This is a genomic window from Microbacterium sp. As-52 (assembly GCF_049949185.1).
Classification (GTDB): domain Bacteria; phylum Actinomycetota; class Actinomycetes; order Actinomycetales; family Microbacteriaceae; genus Microbacterium; species Microbacterium maritypicum_A.
In genome coordinates this window covers 1,795,377-1,811,318 of the sequence record NZ_CP188171.1, presented here as the reverse complement: position 1 = coordinate 1,811,318, position 15,942 = coordinate 1,795,377, and the positions used below count along the sequence as shown (strand labels likewise).

Below are 15,942 nucleotides of genomic sequence, written 5' to 3'. Positions count from 1 at the left end.
GGCGTCAGGCTCGCAGCTCGAAGGTCGTGGCGCCCACCTTGATCGGGGTGCCGAGCGAGAGGGCGACGGGCGAGCCGGAGACGCGCTGGCCCGCGACGAAGGTGCCGTTGGTGGAGTCCAGGTCCTGGATCGCCCAGCTGTCGCCGCGCAGCATCAGGCGCGCGTGGTGACTGGACGTGTAGTCGTCGCGGATCACGAGAGCGGACTCGCTGGAGCGGCCGATCGTGAGGGAGTCGGCGCTGAGCGGCAGCTCGAGGCCCGCTTTGGGGCCGGAGGTGATCACGAGCCGCTTGGCGGTCGCGACCGTGGCCGGACCGGTGGAAGGGCGAGCGGATGCCGGTTTCGCCACCGGTGCCGCAGGGGCTGCGACCGGCGCGGCGGCCGACCCTGCCGCCGCCTCTGCGGGGAGCTTGCGCACTCGCACGCCGAACAGGTCGGCACGCAACGAATACACGACCCCGAACACGAAGAACCACATCAGGATGAGGAACCCGATGCGGAGCAGAAGGAGGATCAGTTCACTCACCCGAGGGCTCCGAACGGTCGGGTGGCGTCGTCGCCGCGGGGTGCAGGACGCGAGGGTGACGCGACCGGGACGACGCGGAACACCAGATCGGTGCGTCCGATCGTGATGGTGGTGTCGCTCGGGAGCGCGGCTTCGCGCAGCTTCTGGCCGTTGACCTTCGTGCCGTTGGTGGAGCCGAGGTCGCGCATCATGGCGCGTTCGCCATCCCACAGTATCTCGGCGTGCTTCCGACTCGAACCGGCGTCGGCGATCGTGATGTCGGCATCCGAGCCGCGGCCGATCACGGTGCGGGCACGGGAGATCGAATGACGACGGCCGTCGACGTCGACCACGGCCTGCCAGGTCACACGACCTTCGACCGTTCCCGAGCTCACACGCACCGTGCCGGTGGCGACCTTCTCATCGGCCTCGAGAGTGATGGCGAGCGGTCCGGAGAAGCTGTATCCCTGGGACTTGGCGTGCGCGGTGAGAAGAGCGTGCAGCTCGTCCGTGAGGGCACCACCGAGCCCGCGCATCCGTTCGGCGTCGTCGGCGCTGAGGCGCACGACGAAGCTGTTGGGGGCGATGATGCGGTCGCGGCTGACGACCGCAGCCTTCGTGTCGGCTTCGCGCCGCAGCGCCGAAGCGATCTCCACTGGCTGGATGCCGCTGCGGAAGGTCTTGGCGAACGCGCTGTTAACTGCGCGTTCGAGACCCTTCTCAAAGCTGTCAAGTAGTCCCACTGGGCTCCTCTGGCATGCCGACTGGTAGACACATCGTAGCCAGGTGTCCTGGGGGAACGCCGCCGATGACCCTCCAGGCATGTGCAACGAGGCCGAAAACGCATGATATCTTTGGGAAGTTGAGTTCTTCGGAACGAGACACACGCGCGAGTGGCGGAATGGTAGACGCGCTGGCTTCAGGTGCCAGTGTCCGTAAGGACGTGGGGGTTCAAGTCCCCCCTCGCGCACAGGGCTGGTTCATGAAAAGACTCTGAATCAGTTCATGAAATGCGAGTTCGGCGGTTGCTTCGATGAAAATCGGGGCAGCCGCCGCTTCATTTTCGGGCCTAGACGGCGTTCTTATCAGTGAATTGGCGCTCGCCGCAGTCTCAGTCCACGACGGATAGCCCCTCGAGGGGCTATCCGTCTGCTTGTTCTGTTCGGGGCGTCGAGCGGGTTACGCGGGAGGGGCGAGCGGTTCTCTTGTCGCCGGCCTGACGTTCCGCTCGTTCGCCGCCGAGTACCTCTTCTTCGACTTTCGTCGTCGCTTGCCTGCCGGCGTGCACTCCTGGATGAGCGCGCGCACGAGGACGCGCACGTTGTACGCGACTGCCATCAGGGCCGTGGCGAGGCTGTGGTAGGTCTCGCCACGGCCCGGTCGCTTCGCAGCGGACTCGAGGTCGGTGAAGCGAGTGTGCTTGATGGACTTGTTGACGGACTCGACCTGGTTGCGCTGGCCGTAGGCCTGCTTCCACTCGCTCGTACCCCAGGGGTAGCGCTGGAGATGCCGGACGACGTCAGCGTGCGGGTCCAGCTGTAAGCTGCCGCGCAGGTTGTTCTTTGTCGCGGAGATTCTCTTGCCGGTCGCGGGGTCGAATGCGATGTACGTGCGGGGCTCGGGGTAGGTGAAGCGCTGCTTGCCTCGGTGCGCTTCTTCCGAGCGGATGTTCCCGTGCCGCTTCAGCGCGTAGGCCTTGCGGGCTTCGATGGCGTCTTCGACGTCTTGCCGTGTGAAGAGCTCGCCGGTGTCGGGGTCGGCTTGGTCATTGTGGAACCAGTAGGTGATGTATCGCAGGCGCTTGGGCATGTAGTCCACGTAAAGCGCGCCATCGACCACGATGACGCGGTATCCAGGGACGGTCGCCTGGACCCCAAACTGGTCCTTCTTGTAGTCGAACGCGAACTCCCACCCGTCGATGCGCAGGGGCTGCTGGAAGTTCTCTGGCTTCTGGCCGTTGAACGCGCGGTCAGCGGCCGCGATGCCGCGCTGCTCGAAGCTGCGTGAGTGCTGGTGCATGGCTTCCCGGGGCTCGTGCTTGATGTTGCCGGGGCGGTGGAAGCCGATGCCGGTGATGAGTCGGCAGAAGGCGGGGTGGCGTTTCTCGTCATACCCTTCGGTGTCCATCATGGTGACGATGTCCATTTCGAAGGCGGGGATGGGTGGTGCCTTCGGTTTGTCGTCGCGGTGCTCGTGGTTGTAGGTGCCGGCGGAGAAGTCGACGTTGGTTGCCAGGCCGCCGGGGCTGAGGGTCTTGCTGTACTCGAGGACCTCCGGGTCATTGAGTGGCTTGCCGTTACGCACGAGGGTCGTCGCACGAGAGTGCACCTTGCCGAGGATGGGAACGTTTGTCGAGTCCAGGGAGACATCGCCGTTGTAGCGGTCGCGGTAGCGCTGTGGGAGGAGCGCGACGGACGCGTCAACGAGTGCCTGTCGCACCCAGCGGCTGCGGTCGGTACGGACCTGGTCACGCGCAGCTTCCGCGCGCACCTGTTCCGCGAGCGTGAGGCGACGTCGCTTCTGGGTCACCGCCGCAGCGTTGCCGATCAGACGGGAGCCGGTATGGGCGCGGGACCGGGTCTCGGCGAGCCGCATATTGATCATGTTGACGTCCTCGCGAACTAGAATCTCGCGCGACCTGGGCGAGGCAGATGAGGTCGTCGTATGGGCGCCACTGAAGATCACTGGACGCAGCTGGCTCGTCTAGGCCAGTCACCCGGACGAGTCCGTGGGGGTTGTCGTGGGTGCTGCGGGCCTTGGCTCTACCGAGATCGAGGATCGATCAGCGCGGGGCACGGAACCCCGGCTTAGAGCGTGCCGGCGAGAACGGCAAGCCCGAGTGCGCCAACGGACTACGCTGATCGCACGCCGTTCAGCAGGTTCCAGCGGCGCTCGAATGCGGTGCGGGCGACAGTCGGGGTCGATGTCGAGCGGTCGAGCGTGTTGTTCAGCGGGACGTTTCCGCCGACAGTCACGACGATGGCCCCAAAGAAAAAGAGAACCCCTGAGGCGATGAGCATCCATCCGCGCACATCCTCGAGGTCGAGCAGCCCTGCCCAGAAGAGCAAGAAGGGCGGTACGAAGATCGGCAGAAGGAACATCGGGTTGATGACGGCACGGTTGATCAATGTCATCGCCGTCACGAATGTCGCGTCGTCCGCGCGGCCCAGGCCAGGCATGACTCCGGTCGAGAACGCCCAGAAGGTTCCTCCGCCGAGCGCGAGGAGAACGAGGCCGATGGTGGCAAGGATGTCGGTGAGCTCCACGTAGGGCAATCTACGGCACGCATCCGACCGCGGGTTCGGATGCGGAACTTCTTGTCGCCATTCTCGAATCTCGCGAAACCCGGGCGCCTCCAGCCGCAGAGTCCGCATGTCGAAAATTCGGGCCCGGGGCTCCACCGGGATCCGGCTGCGCATCGGGCGCCTCCTTTGTGGCCGCTGTCTCCGTGACTGAGTACGCCCAGGAGTTGCTTCATCGCGTCGAGGTTGCCGCGGCTCATTCTTATACTTCGCGGAAGTATAAGAATGAGCCACGGTGGATGCTCGAACAGCCGGCGTGCCGCGGCCATGGTTCAACGTCTTCAGGTGCTCACTGGCTCCACACCCAGGCGTCGTGCCGGGCGTCACGAAGCACATCATCCAGGTGACCTGCGCGCAACTGCTCGATGGCGCTGGGCTCCACGCCGTCGCCCTCCGGTCGGGCGATCAGCCACTGGGACCACGTCCATTTGGAGTTGGTCCCGGTGGCCAGTGTCTGCAGAACTTCGCCGCTGTAGCAGGGGCCGATGATGTCGGCCGACGGGTTCCTCGCCTTGGCCAACATCATCCTTCTGCCGCATCTCGGATCTGCCGCAGGCTCGGGGTCTTCAACGTCAAGGTGCGCACGTCGAGAAACACAGGACTACCTTCTTGGACATCGCATCTTAGGCTCGCTACTCGCCGTAACCCGGCCTCTCGCGATGTGCATGTGGCCGTGCAACAGCAGCTCAAGGCGCGCGGAATACCAAACCTCGGCGACGTGTGCGCGAGAGGCCGCAGATTCCGCTAGAGCGTCATCGGGGAAGCCCATCGGATTCTTGCGAAGTGCCTCCCGCACGCCGCGCACGGGCGTGCGGGCCGGAGGCTCGTGGGTGAGCATGACGTCTGCGGGACCGCTGGCGATGGCCGCGGCAACAAGTTCGTCGGTGATGGCCTCGTCGGGCCACGAGTTGATTCCTTCACGCCGCCATGCCCTATCGACCGAGGCGGCACCCCCCGAGGAAGAGGAGACTGCGTCCGCCGATCCGGAGGCGAGTATGCCGGGGCAGCAAGCATGTGATCTCGGAGACTTGTACGACGGCACCGGAGTAGGCATTCCTACATCCGCGTGATGTCGCCTCCCGGCTCGTGGTAATAGTGCTCAGACTTTCTCCACTCCATCAAGGCGAGTCAGCAACAACTCGGCTGCGCTCGTGACCTGATAGTACGCAAACAAGCCAACCGCTGCCGCTATGAAACCGTAGAGCAGAATCCAGTAGATCTGCTCTCGTCGCCGCAGTGTATCGACAACAAGGACCAGTGCGGTCAGCACAGCAACTGTTTGCCCAGCCACCCCAGCGAACGCCATCCGAACCGCACTCGAGGCCGTAAGTTCGCCGGCACCACCGACAAGAATCGCGAGGGCAAACGGCACAATAAGAACTCCGGTGATGAGGCAGATTGGCCTGCTAAAGCGCTCCAACGGACCTTGCCCTGTACGGACACCCGACTTCGACCTCGCTGGCGACATCATCTTGTGAGCGTAACGTGTACGTCCGATCCGAGTGCGAGAATGGCCCGGTTCCGTTGAGGAAGCCGGGCCTTCTCTTTTGGATCAGATCCGTGGACGCCGCGCCCACGGGGCCGGTGCCGGAGGTGCGATCAGCCCCCTCACCGCACGGGCAGATACCGGTTCAGGTGCGCGAGCGGCGGCTGCGACGAGAGGTGCGACACGGCCGCGGATCCGACCGCACAGGCGGCCCCAAGCGCGTCGGCCGGCGAATGTCCGGCGCGAAGCGCGAGCACGAGAGCCGCACAGAACGCATCGCCCGCGCCGACGGTGTTCACGGCCTCCGCACGGACGCCGTCGGCCCGTGCGATCTCCTCGCCCCGGCGGTACAACGCCGCCCCGGCCGCCCCGTAGGTGACGGCGACGAGCTCGGCTTCGGCGAGCTCGGGCATGAGCTCGCGTTCGGTCTCGTTCACGATGAACAGGTCCACGCGGCGCAGCAGGGCCTCGGGCAACGGCTGGGCGGGGGCGGCGTTGACCGCGACGAAACCGGTGGCGATGGCGGCCACCGCTTCGACGACGGCGAGTGCGATCTCCAACTGCATGAGCACCGCCTCGTCTTCTCGGAACGTCACCCCGTCGAGGGCCACGTGGTCGTTCGCTCCCGGGCAGACCGCGATCTGGTTCTCGGCGTCGGAATCCACCACGATCAGGGCCGTTCCGGTAGGTCCGTCCACGGTCCGCAGATCGGCGACGTCCACTCCGGCCCGGATCATCTCCTCTCGCGTCCAGGTCCCGTCGGCGTCATCGCCGACGGCGCCGACCATGCGCACCCGTCCCCCGAGCTTCGCGGCGGCGACGGCCTGATTCGCACCCTTCCCGCCCAGATCGCGGGAGAGTCGTCCTCCCGCCACGGTCTCACCTGCGGTGGGGAGGCGATCGACGAACGCGGTGACGTCGACGTTCGCACTGCCGACGACGACGAGAGACGGAAGAGCGGGAGTGACCATGGCGGCAGCTTTCGGATCGAGGAGGCGGGATCGGAACGACGGCGTCGCAGTCGACTTGACGTTCCCGTGAGAAAGTGTAAACGTTTACGCACGAACATCTGCAAAGGAGCACCATGACCACTCCCGTCCTTCTCGACTGCGATCCGGGCCACGATGACGTCTTCGCGATCTGGCTCGCAGCCGGAAACGACGCCATCGACCTACGCGGGGTGACCACTGTCGGCGGCAACGGCTACCTCGAGCACACGACCCGGAACGCGCGGATCGCCCTCACCGTCGCCGGTGTCGAGAACGTGCCGGTCGCGGCAGGTGCCGACAAGCCGCTCACCCGTGAGCTGACGCCCGGGGCATGGATCCATGGGGAGAACGCCCTGGGTGGGCCCGCCCTCCCGGAGCCCACGGTGCCGCTGGACCCCCGTCACGCGGTCGAGTTCCTCGCCGACACTCTCGCCGCCTCACCGGAGCCGATCACGCTGATCCCGACCGGCCCCCTCACCAACATCGCGCTCCTGCTGCAGCAGCACCCGGAGGTCGCGCCCCAGATCAAGGAGATCATCTGGATGGGCGGCTCGACCGGCCGCGGCAACGTCGGCGCGTACCCGGAGTTCAACGCCTGGGCCGACCCGGAAGCCGCAGCGGTCGTGTTCGCCTTCGGGCTGCCGCTGACGATGGTCGGGCTCAACATCTCCCATCAGGCGCTGATCACCGAAGAGGTGATCCGGCGGATCGGTGCGGTCGGCAACGAGACAGCGGCCTTCGGCGTGGAGCTGCTGCGCTTCTTCTGCAGCACCTACGAGAAGGCGGAGGGAATGCCCGAAGGCCCTCTGCACGATCCCATCACCGTGGCGATCGCGATCGACCGCGCCGTCGCATCGATCCAGCGCTGCCACGTCGACATCGAGACCGCGGGTGAGTTCACGGCGGGCGCGACCTGCGTCGATCTTCACGACATGCTGGGCAAGGAGCCGAACACCGACGTCGCGATCACCCTCGACGTGCCGAAGTTCTGGAACCTGGTGACGGATGCTGTCGCGGCACTGGCCTGACGTTCAGCGCGGCGCGACGAGCGTCGTCGACTCGGCCACACGCAGACTCGGCGCGAGGCGGCTGAGCACGTACGGGGCCTCGGGATCGTCCATTCGACGCACCAGCGCCTCGGTCGCCTCCCGGGCGAGCTCGTCGAACGGCTGCACCACGGTCGTCAACCGCGGTTCGCATACGTCGGCGAGCATCGTGCCGTCGAAGCCGGTGACCTGCACATCGGAGGGCACGCTCTTGCCGGCACGTTTCAGCGCCGCGATGGCCCCGGCAGCGACGAGGTCGTCGCCGGCGATGATCGCATCGGGAAGAGGGCCGCGCGCCAGCAGCTCCTCCGCAGCCCTCTCGCCGAAGGCAAGCAGGTACTCGCCGAAGATGTTCTGTTCGCGGGGCATCGATCGGGTGCGCACCGTGGCCTCGAACGCCGCTCGTCGTTCACGGCCCACGGAGGTGACGTCGTTGCCCGAGACGAGCACCACACGGTGTGCGCCCCGGGCGGTGACGTGCTCGACGGCGAGATCGATGCCGGCGTCGTTGTCGACACCCACGAAGTCGGCAGGAAGATCGAGCACGCGACGGTCGAGCTGCACGAGCGGAACCCTTCGCGCGGTGTCTGCGACGGCGTCGAACGAGAGCTCGGCGTCGGAGGGGACCACGAAGATGCCCTCGACGCGACGTTCGACCAGCATGCGGAGGCGGTCGCGTTCGCGGTCGACCTCGCCGTGGGAGTCCGCGATGACGAGATCGAAGCCGCGGCGCTGCAGATGGTCCTCGAGGCGGTGGATGAGCTCACCGTAGAAGGGGTTGCTGATGACCGGGACCACGACGCCGATGGTGGCGCCGGTGCCGGCGCGCAGGCCGCGGCCGATGAGGTTCACCCGATAGCCGAGTCGCTCGGCCACCTCGGCCACATGCTCCGCGGTGCGACCGGACACCCGGTCCTTGCCGTTGAGGGCTCGCGAGACGGTCGCGATGGACACACCGGCGGCGGCTGCCACCTCGTGCAGCGTGACGGACGCCTTCTTCACCACGACTTCCCACCCTGACCGGTGCCGCCGTCGACACCATCAGTCCAAGATAGGGCGTGCGTAAAGGATTACGCACGCGAACAGCCAACGATTCGACACGAAGAAGTGAGCAATGACCAATCAAGTAGATGCGGTTCGCACCCGGACCAGCGTGGTGTCGCTGATGATCGCCCTCCTCGCCGCGTGCCTGGCCTTCCAGCTCAACGCCAGCATGCTGAGCCCCGCGCTGGTGACGATGGAGCGCGAGCTCGATGCGACGTCGACCGAGATCGCCGCGACGCAGACCGTCTTCTTCACGGCCGCCGCGCTGTTCACCCTGTTCCTCCCCCGCCTGGGTGACCTGATCGGGCGCCGACGCGTCCTGGTCGGAATGCTCGTGGTGATGGCGATCGGCTGCGTCGTCGCGGCGCTGGCCACCAACGTCCCGATGCTCTTCATCGGTCGCCTCATCCAAGGCGTCTCGGGGCCGGTCGTGCCTCTCTGCCTCATCATGCTGCGGGCGGCCGTCAAGGATCCGAAGGCGTACGGGACCCTCCTCGGTGTCGTCACGGCGGTCAACGGAGGGATCGCCGGTGGAGATGCTCTGCTCGGCGGATACCTGGCGACGAACCACGGCTTCGCCTCCATCTTCTGGACGATGGCGGGTGTGGCGATCATCGCTGCGCTCACCGTGCGATACCTCGCCCCGGAGACGATGGCCGACGACCGCCCGCGTATGGACTGGTGGGGATCACTGCTGCTGGTCATCTCGGTGGGGTCGATGCTCGTCGCTCTCAACGAACTGGGCGCGCTCGCCGAGGCGAACCTGGTGCTCGTGATCGTTCTCGCGGTCGTCGCCGTCGTGGCGTTCACCTCTTTCTGGAAGCTCGAGGGCAGGATCGACGATCCGCTCGTCTCGACGGCCCAACTCAAGCAACGAGCCACCTGGGCGCTCAGCGCCACCTCGCTGCTCACCCTGTCGGGGATCTTCGCGATCATGAACGGAGCGGTCCCCGCCCTCGCGCAGGACACGGCGATGAACCTCGCGATGACTGCCGAGGAGGTCTCATTGTGGATCCTGATGCCCTACGCGCTCGCCGGCCTCCTGATGGGACCGCTCAGCGGCAGGCTCGCCGCCACCGTCGGGTACCGCACGATGCTGCGCATCGGGCTGGGCGGCACCGTCGCGGTGCTCGCGATCATGGTCGCCAATGTCGAGACCTCATCCCGGTTCGTCCTGCTCCTCCTCTCCATCGCGGTCGGCGTCACCTATGCCGGGATCGGCAACATCATGCTCAACGGCCTGGGTGTCGTGCTGTCGCCGAAGGACCGCCCTGGCTCGCTTCCCGGCCTGAACACGGGCGCCATCAACCTCGGGGCGGGACTGAGCTTCGTCGTCATCTACGCGGCGCAGACCTCGTTCGCCTCCGGAGCAGGCGATGCGACGGCGGGATACGTCGCGGCACTGATCACCGGGGCGGTGGTGCTCGTCGGCGCCCTCGTCTTCTCGATGTTCATCCCCAAGCCCGTGACCGCCGAGCTGTCGCGCTAGTCCTCGTCACAAAGGGCCCCTCGCCCGCCCCGGGCGGGGGTCCTCGTCATCGAACACTCGGGAAACATCCGTCCGTAGTACGACGCCGCCGCTACCTTCGGCCGATGCTTCCCCGTGCCGTCCCGGCGACGATGGAAGTCCACCCTCCTCAGAGAAGACGTTCTGTGACCTCACGCACCCCCGACCCCCGTTTCGCTCTCGCTTTGGCCGCCGTCGGGCTCAGCACCTCGGCGCTCGCGCTCGCCGCGTGCGCTTCGGCTGCCTCCCCCGCGTCCCCCTCCACCGCCCTCGACCCCGCCACGGGGGAAGATGTGCCAGCCCACCACGGCGGAGACAAATCGAAGGCTGCTGGTTAGTCTGGCCGGTATGACGGACGAGCCGAAGCCCTCGACGAAGGCCCGTCCTCGTACTCTGATCCGCGATCAGGTGTACGCGCGGTTGGCTCAGGAGATCGTGACCGGATGCCTGGCTCCGCTCGAGGAGATCCGCGATCAGGACCTGCAGGCCGAATACGGCGTCTCCCGCACACCGATCAGGGAGGCCCTCATCCGGCTCGCCGACGTGGGCCTGGTCGAGATGAGCTCGAACCGCTTCACGCGGGTGGCCCCCATCGATCTGCGGGCACAGGCGGATCGCGCCGAGGCCGCTGGCGCGCTGATCGCCTACGCAGCCGCGAAGGTGGTGCCCGCCCTCACCGACGCCCAGCTCGACTCCCTCGATGCCCGCGTGCAGGCGATCCTGGACTCCGACCTCACTCGCGGAGGGATGCCGGACGGGCTGCGGCTCTGGTTCGCCCTGTGGGTCGAGGTGATCGAACTCGCCGACAACGCGATCGTGACCGAGATCCTCGATCGCAACCTCGTGCTGCACCTGAGCCGCTCGGTACAGGATCGCCCTCTCCCCGAATGGCTCGGACAGCAGCAGCGCGTACTCGTGGAGCCGCTGCGGGTGGCGTTTCGAGCGCGAGACGGCGCGGCCGCACGGGATGCCGTCTTCGAGCTCTTCCGCGTCACCACGGTCGAGCCACTGCGGGCGGCGCTGACCGGCGAATGGCGGCATCCCGGTGAGTAGCCCGGAGTCGGAAAGGCGCGCGGGTGCTCCCTCGTTCCTGTCGGTCGAGATCCTCGACCTCGTCGATCGGAAGGATCTGGACGCGCCGAGACCTGTGGCCACACGGCTGGAGTCGGTCGTCGAGGCACTGACCCGCAAGATGGAGACCGGCGAGCTGCCCCCGGGAGCCGCGTTGACGGTCTCGACGCTCGCGAAGGAGCTCGACGTCGCCACGAACACCGTGCGCGAGGCGATATCGATCCTGACGGTGCAGCATCTGGTCGAGGCTCGTGCGCACAAGTCGTCGGTGGTGGCGACCCCCACACGCGCGTGGCTCGCGGCCGTCGTCGCGGAATGCTCCGGGCTGTCGACTCTGGCCGCGACCCTGGGCATCGCGCGGGCGACCCCGAGCGAGCGCCGGGCGTTCCGGGTGGCCGCCGAGCAGGCGATCACGGCATGGCGGGCGCAATCCGTCGATCACCGGGTCGCGTCCGGCTTGACCTGGAACCTCTTCCAGATACTGGCGTCCTACTCGCGAAGCCAGTACCTCGAAGCGATGCACGCCGCCAAGCGTCCCGCCCTCGTGCTCGGGTTCACGCACCTCGGGCGCGAGCGCAACGCCGCGATGGTGACGGGCGCGGTCGCGGAGCTTCTCGAAGCGGTCGACGACGGGGCCGCGCACGAAGGGGCGGAGATCGTCGGCGACCTCTACGTCTACGTGCTCGATGACCTCATCCTGAACTGACCGCGCACCGATATTTCACTGGGCCGGTCGGAGAGTGGATACCGTTCAGTAGTCGCCTTCTGAGGGCGACCGCCCAGCATCCCTGGCTTCCCCGCCGTCACGGTGATCGTCCCCAAGATCACCATCGAGGGGTGCTGCGCCTCGTTCGTTGGCCGCCGTTCCCCACGGCGGCCGGCGGACGTCCATCCGGTGATGAAGAGTGTGAGCCGACCGCTGCCGGATCGTGAGGAGAGCGCGGCCGGCGATCGGGACGGCCGTCAGCCCAGCGGCCCCTCGAGAACGGTGAGCACGTCGACCTCCTCGAACCCGACCGACCTGTTGAGGGCGAGCATCGGCTCGTTCGTCAGCGCCGTGTACGTCTGCAGGAAACGCGAGCCGGCACTCTCCGGAACGCTCAGGAGTCGGCGGAGGTTGGCGACCTTCAGCGCACGCCCGATGCCGCGAGCTCGAACCCGCTCCTCGACGAAGGTGTCGTCCTGAAGGGCGATCGTCGGATCGGGCCGAGAGAGCAGGATCTCGGTGTAGCCGACGGAGTGCCCGTCGATGCGAGCGACGCTCCGCACCAGGGCATACCCCTGTTCGGACATGCGCTCCTCGTTCCGGCGGACGGCCGCGACATCGACGGGCGCGGCAGTGCGTGTCAGGTCGCCCATCGGCACGTCGTCCGACATGTGCGCGCGCAGCCGAGCCCAGTCGTCGAGAAGCTCCTCCGGACAGGCGTCCACCCACGAGATGACCTCGACGTTCGACGGCGGGCCGGGGAAGCTGTCGAGGATGCCCTGCGGCAGCGGGAGATCGACCACCTGCCGGCTCTCGCGGACGCCGATCCGCATGCCCTCGGAACGTGCGAACGAGACGCCGGCATCGGAGTACGTCTCGGTGCGCATCACCGTGGCGGTGCCGCGCAGGGTGTTCCGCACGGCGTGGAGCAGCGCACGGGCGACTCCGCGTCGACGGAACGCATCGAGAACGGCGATCTCGACGTCTGCCGGTTCGCCAGGGTGCACGTGCGCCTCGGCCGCGCCGACCGGCACTCCGTCGATCTCCGCGAGCAGCAGCACCGAGCTGCGGGTGGGATGGGGGTTCTGGAACTGCAGGCGCGTGGCCTCGTCGCTGCGGGACCACGCCTTCTGACGGCCGAAGGCGCACCCGTCGCGGAGGATGCCGTTCCACCGCAGCAAGAGGGTGACGTTCTGCGGATCGACGGGTTCGACGCGGATGCTCATCGCGGTCACGACGCTTTCGGGGGTTCGACGACGGGCGGGTGCATGACCAGGGTGCCATGCCAGGGAGGCGTTCATCCCTTTTCGCGCTGTCGCGGAGCCTCTGAGAGGGTGGAGGCAGGACCTGCCCTGAACGATGACGAGCGGTGAGCGATGAGTGGACCTGAATCCCCGATGGTCGCGGTCGAGGGCGCATCGACGCGGTGGTCGCCATGGTGGCTGGCCTCCGGAGTGCTCTTCATCGTCTCGGCGCTGCTGGCCGCGTTCCGCAGTCTTCCCGGGTCGCTCGAGGGGAATGCTCTCGTCGGCATCTCGACGGCGGCGACCGTGGCCTTCAGCCTCGCGCTCGCCGCGGCCGGGGTCGGAGCTGCACGTCGTGACGGCACCCTGCGGCCGCCGAGGTCCGCGGTCATCTCCCTCTTTCTCCTGGCGGTCTGGCTGCCGGTCGGTCCCCCGTCGCTGGCGGCGTCGTTCGACATCACGTCGGCTGCACCGATCTACGTGGACGCCCTCGTGGAGTTGGGGCTCAGCGGAACGATCGTGGCAGGTGTCCTCCGCAGTCCACTCGCGAAGCCCTGGAACGTGGTCCCCGCGGGCGCGCTCGCCACGGTGATCCTGGGGTCGTTGATCGAGGTCGCCGTGATGTCCGGCAGCGTGACCGATCAGAATGCGATGATCCTCGTCTCCCACGTGCTGACGCTGACACGAATCCTCGCCACCGGAGCGATGGGAGCCGTGGCCATCCAGGCCGCGCGCTCGCGGAGGCGATCGGTGGTCGTGTTCGGGGATTGACCCTCGTTCTGCGCATGTCGGTCGCCCCGCTCCCGCCGGGCGACCGACGCTCCCGTCAGGCGGCCGACACGTATCCGTTCGAGGAGTCGTCCTCGACGAGGACGTACGCGAGCAGGCCGTCCGTCTGCGGTCGTGTCCGCCGCCACACTCGCTCGTGTCCACCGGTGGCGTAGTCGAGCACGATCCATTCGGGAGCGTGCGGATCGCGCCGTCCGACCACGTATGACGTGCTACCGAGGCCGACGGATCCGAGCTGGGCGACGAACTGATCGTCGTCGAGGGAGGCGGGCGGTGTACGGCAGAGCTCGGTCGAGCGGATGTGCATGGTCTGCGCGGCCTGCGCGGCTCGCCGTCTCATGCGAGGTCACCGGCTCGGACGCCCAGCTCGCTGGTGTCGCGGAGACCGTGCGCGTCGAGGTAGGCGCGGATGGTGTCGTGGACGATGCGGATCTGCGCCTCGTTGCCCATGGCGGCCTGCATCGTCCCCATCGTGGGTGCCGGCTTGCCGTTCACGCGGTCGAGCGCCTCCCAGACGATGTCCTCGCGGGAGCCGCGGCCCATCGAATGCGGCATCGAACTGAACACCGGGTTCGGTTTCCAACCGGTTCGGTTCTCCTCCATCAGTGATTCCTCTCCTGTGTCTCCTGGCGCCGTCGAACGCGGGTGCATCCGTTCTTGCGCGTGGGCGCGCCGAACACCCCCTGGGGCCAGAGACCCCCGACGGACGGCGCGCTGTCCTGCGGCCAGGAGCCTTCCCGCAGAGCTGTCGGATGCCGACGGAGGGAAGGACGATCTGGCCGTCCGGTTCCCTACGACAGTAACACTTATTTTTAGTCATTCAAAATAAGGAGGTGGTCCGAGTGGGTCGGAAGCGCCGAGAAGGCCCGATCCACGGGGGACCGGGCCTTCTCGCGGGGTGGGTGTCAGGCGCGCGGAGCGTCGTTCCAGGACCAGATGTCGTCGCCGCGCAGCACGGCGTCGGCACCGCCGTCGCAATAGATGGTCTGACCTGCCATATGGGTGTTGGCCGGGCTGGTCAGCCACACCAGCAGCTCGGCGATCGACGATGCGGGCTGGTGGTAGTTGAGGGGCATCGGCACGGCGGCGTCGACCTGTGCCAGGCCCTCAGGGCTCGCCAGCAATCCGGCGGTCATGGCCGTGGTGACCGTGCCGGGCGCGACGGCGTTGAGGGGGATCCCCGCACCGGCCCAGGCGTCGGAGACCGACGCGCGTCGCACCCAGCGCGAGAGGGCGCGCTTGCTCGAGGAGTAGTTGAGGAACCCTCCCTCAGCCGTGGCGGCGAGCTGATCGCCGATCTCGAGGGCGAGGGGCTCGTCGCCGCTCAGTGCCGCGTCGACGAGCTCGGCCGAGACGGGCTGCAGCGATGCCATCGACGACACCACGGCGGCGCGCGGCTGGTCCGCCAGGCTCAGGTTCGGCAGCAGCGCGGTGAGGAACTCGGTCACACCGAAGTAGTTGATCGCCATGGTCTTGGCGATCGGCGCCGCGATCCCCGCGCACGCGATGATCGCGTCGATGCCTCCGTCGGCGGTGGCGAGCACGGCGTCAGCGGCGGCCGCGCGGCCTTCGGGAGTCGAGAGGTCGCCTGTGACCTCCACGCCGGCGAGGTCGACACCGATCACGGTGTGTCCGTGCGCGCGAAGCAGCTCGGCGGTCGCGGCGCCGATGCCGGATGCGGCGCCGGTGACGACATAGGTGCGGGTCATGATTCCTCCTGGGGTGATGAGACGGCATCGGACGGCGACCGCGATACGGTCGCCTGCGTCGCCCCTGGTAGGGCGGCGACGAAACGGCTGAGGTGAGCCTGGAACTGGGCGATCTCCTGTGTCGACCAGCCGGCGAGGGCGCCGCCGACCATCTGCTGCCCGGCGGCGACGAGTCGTCCGTAGGCTTCGCGGCCCGCGTCCGTCAGGCGCACATCGACCGTGCGGCCGGAGCGGACCCGGTCGAAGAAGCCCTGCGCCGACATCCGCGAGACCAGCTTCGACGTCGTCGGGCGCGACAACGCGGCTCGATCGGCCAGCTGACTGAACCCCAGGGAGCCGCCGCTCATGCCGACCAGGTACAGGCTGCGCACCTCTGCGGCATCGAGGGATCTGTCGACGCTCTCGGCGACCTCTACCTGCAGCTCGCTCTGCGTCCACTCCGCGACGACGCCGACCAGCGCCTCACGGATGTCTTCGATCCTGCCCTCGATCGCCACAAGCTCATCATATCAGCTCAGTTGCGTGAGGCAACTGTAAAAGGAGG

Annotated in this window: 19 protein-coding genes and 1 tRNA gene; 7 read left to right on the top strand and 13 right to left on the bottom strand. The window is 67.4% G+C overall.

The genetic code is table 11. The annotated features are described in order from the left end of the window. Positions 1-4: 4 nt before the first annotated feature. Together ACLFA2_RS08635 and ACLFA2_RS08630 are read right to left on the bottom strand one after the other, a co-directional pair. Positions 5-526, bottom strand: coding sequence for an FHA domain-containing protein FhaB/FipA (locus tag ACLFA2_RS08635; protein ID WP_021201356.1), 522 nt, complete (start codon positions 524-526; stop codon positions 5-7). Next, positions 523-1,248: an FhaA domain-containing protein gene (locus ACLFA2_RS08630; RefSeq protein WP_426622406.1), complete on the bottom strand. Its 726-nt coding sequence runs from the start codon at positions 1,246-1,248 to the stop codon at positions 523-525. Before ACLFA2_RS08630 ends, ACLFA2_RS08635 begins: the two co-directional genes overlap by 4 nt. 144 nt (positions 1,249-1,392) lie before the next feature. Here ACLFA2_RS08630 and ACLFA2_RS08625 point away from each other — a divergent pair. Next, a tRNA-Leu gene (locus ACLFA2_RS08625) sits at positions 1,393-1,475 on the top strand. A 209-nt stretch (positions 1,476-1,684) separates the two neighbouring features. Here ACLFA2_RS08625 and ACLFA2_RS08620 read toward each other — a convergent pair. From ACLFA2_RS08620 to ACLFA2_RS08600, 5 genes are all read right to left on the bottom strand, one after another. Next, positions 1,685-3,109, bottom strand: a complete 1,425-nt coding sequence (locus tag ACLFA2_RS08620) for a hypothetical protein (protein WP_426622405.1) — start codon at positions 3,107-3,109, stop codon at positions 1,685-1,687. A 248-nt stretch (positions 3,110-3,357) separates the two neighbouring features. Further along, positions 3,358-3,924 (bottom strand): DUF1772 domain-containing protein, encoded by a 567-nt coding sequence (locus ACLFA2_RS08615; protein WP_426622404.1) that lies wholly within the window; start codon positions 3,922-3,924, stop codon positions 3,358-3,360. A 172-nt stretch (positions 3,925-4,096) separates the two neighbouring features. Continuing rightward, positions 4,097-4,333, bottom strand: a complete 237-nt coding sequence (locus ACLFA2_RS08610) for a hypothetical protein (protein WP_152525980.1) — start codon at positions 4,331-4,333, stop codon at positions 4,097-4,099. A gap of 573 nt (positions 4,334-4,906) precedes the next feature. Beyond that, the gene (locus tag ACLFA2_RS08605; RefSeq protein ID WP_152525979.1) at positions 4,907-5,278 is read right to left on the bottom strand and encodes a hypothetical protein; all 372 of its coding nucleotides are present in this window, start codon (positions 5,276-5,278) and stop codon (positions 4,907-4,909) included. A gap of 137 nt (positions 5,279-5,415) precedes the next feature. Continuing rightward, a complete protein-coding gene (locus tag ACLFA2_RS08600) occupies positions 5,416-6,264 on the bottom strand; it encodes a ribokinase (RefSeq protein WP_426622403.1) in 849 nt (282 codons plus the stop codon). Positions 6,265-6,377: 113 nt separating this feature from the next. Here ACLFA2_RS08600 and ACLFA2_RS08595 point away from each other — a divergent pair, with 113 nt between their 5' ends. Further along, positions 6,378-7,310 carry a nucleoside hydrolase gene (locus ACLFA2_RS08595; protein WP_347124201.1) on the top strand — a complete coding sequence of 311 codons (933 nt, stop codon included), beginning with the start codon at positions 6,378-6,380 and terminating at the stop codon, positions 7,308-7,310. A gap of 3 nt (positions 7,311-7,313) precedes the next feature. On the opposite strand, the gene ACLFA2_RS08590 is transcribed toward ACLFA2_RS08595, so the two are convergent. Further along, entirely contained in the window at positions 7,314-8,330 is a 1,017-nt protein-coding gene (locus tag ACLFA2_RS08590; protein ID WP_040569840.1) for a LacI family DNA-binding transcriptional regulator, read from the bottom strand. Positions 8,331-8,442: 112 nt separating this feature from the next. On the opposite strand from ACLFA2_RS08590, the gene ACLFA2_RS08585 reads away from it, so the two are divergent. The 4 genes from ACLFA2_RS08585 to ACLFA2_RS08570 all read left to right on the top strand — a co-directional run bounded on the left by ACLFA2_RS08585 (position 8,443) and on the right by ACLFA2_RS08570 (position 11,656). Continuing rightward, positions 8,443-9,861, top strand: a complete 1,419-nt coding sequence (locus ACLFA2_RS08585) for an MFS transporter (RefSeq protein ID WP_426622402.1) — start codon at positions 8,443-8,445, stop codon at positions 9,859-9,861. 164 nt (positions 9,862-10,025) lie between these two features. Continuing rightward, complete coding sequence (locus tag ACLFA2_RS08580) at positions 10,026-10,217, top strand: hypothetical protein (RefSeq protein ID WP_136024349.1); 192 nt, start codon at positions 10,026-10,028, stop codon at positions 10,215-10,217. A gap of 10 nt (positions 10,218-10,227) precedes the next feature. Then, entirely contained in the window at positions 10,228-10,932 is a 705-nt protein-coding gene (locus ACLFA2_RS08575) for a GntR family transcriptional regulator (RefSeq protein ID WP_426622401.1), read from the top strand. Further along, positions 10,925-11,656: a GntR family transcriptional regulator gene (locus ACLFA2_RS08570; RefSeq protein ID WP_152525978.1), complete on the top strand. Its 732-nt coding sequence runs from the start codon at positions 10,925-10,927 to the stop codon at positions 11,654-11,656. Before ACLFA2_RS08575 ends, ACLFA2_RS08570 begins: the two co-directional genes overlap by 8 nt. Before the next feature lie 257 nt (positions 11,657-11,913). Here the strand turns inward: ACLFA2_RS08570 and ACLFA2_RS08565 are convergent, their stop codons facing one another. Further along, positions 11,914-12,882, bottom strand: coding sequence for a GNAT family N-acetyltransferase (locus tag ACLFA2_RS08565; RefSeq protein ID WP_322956005.1), 969 nt, complete (start codon positions 12,880-12,882; stop codon positions 11,914-11,916). Positions 12,883-13,032: 150 nt separating this feature from the next. Between ACLFA2_RS08565 and ACLFA2_RS08560 the strand changes: the two genes are divergently transcribed. Continuing rightward, a complete protein-coding gene (locus ACLFA2_RS08560) occupies positions 13,033-13,671 on the top strand; it encodes a hypothetical protein (protein ID WP_297557167.1) in 639 nt (212 codons plus the stop codon). Between the two features lie 55 nt (positions 13,672-13,726). Here the strand turns inward: ACLFA2_RS08560 and ACLFA2_RS08555 are convergent, their stop codons facing one another. From ACLFA2_RS08555 to ACLFA2_RS08540, 4 genes are all read right to left on the bottom strand, one after another. Beyond that, on the bottom strand, positions 13,727-14,029 hold the full coding sequence (locus tag ACLFA2_RS08555) for a hypothetical protein (RefSeq protein WP_021201338.1): 303 nt from the start codon (positions 14,027-14,029) through the stop codon (positions 13,727-13,729). Further along, a complete protein-coding gene (locus ACLFA2_RS08550) occupies positions 14,026-14,292 on the bottom strand; it encodes a hypothetical protein (RefSeq protein ID WP_021201337.1) in 267 nt (88 codons plus the stop codon). Before ACLFA2_RS08550 ends, ACLFA2_RS08555 begins: the two co-directional genes overlap by 4 nt. A 302-nt stretch (positions 14,293-14,594) precedes the next feature. After that, positions 14,595-15,398 (bottom strand): SDR family oxidoreductase, encoded by an 804-nt coding sequence (locus ACLFA2_RS08545; RefSeq protein ID WP_021201336.1) that lies wholly within the window; start codon positions 15,396-15,398, stop codon positions 14,595-14,597. Then, the gene (locus tag ACLFA2_RS08540) at positions 15,395-15,895 is read right to left on the bottom strand and encodes a MarR family winged helix-turn-helix transcriptional regulator (RefSeq protein WP_021201335.1); all 501 of its coding nucleotides are present in this window, start codon (positions 15,893-15,895) and stop codon (positions 15,395-15,397) included. The genes ACLFA2_RS08545 and ACLFA2_RS08540 overlap by 4 nt, the downstream gene beginning before the upstream one ends. Between the last annotated feature and the right edge of the window lie 47 nt (positions 15,896-15,942).